At 61.8% G+C, this 249-nt stretch carries 1 pseudogene; it reads left to right on the top strand.

Annotated features, from left to right (window positions below):
• Positions 1-249, top strand: a pseudogene (locus FDX22_RS31505) (5-methyltetrahydropteroyltriglutamate--homocysteine S-methyltransferase); the annotation flags it as partial.

The following is a 249-nucleotide window of genomic DNA, read 5'->3' as shown; positions in this document are numbered from 1 at the left end:
GGCGGCAATTGTCGAGTGGAGCGCACCGATTCAGGCTCGTCGTCACTCTACCCGTGTCCATAACGCCGCAGTGGAAAAACGCCTGGCGGCGATCACCGCTCAGGACAGCCAGCGCGCCAACGCCTATCCGGTTCGTGCCGAGGCGCAGCGTGCCCGCTTTAATCTGCCGGCATGGCCGACCACGACTATCGGCTCATTCCCGCAAACCACCGAAATTCGCGGTCTGCGTCTGGACTTCAAAAAGGGCAA

Source organism: Citrobacter sp. TBCS-14 (assembly GCF_005280805.1).
Lineage (GTDB): Bacteria > Pseudomonadota > Gammaproteobacteria > Enterobacterales > Enterobacteriaceae > Citrobacter > Citrobacter gillenii.
Note: the sequence above shows the minus strand (reverse complement) of the source record. Positions and strands in the feature narration are given on the sequence as shown.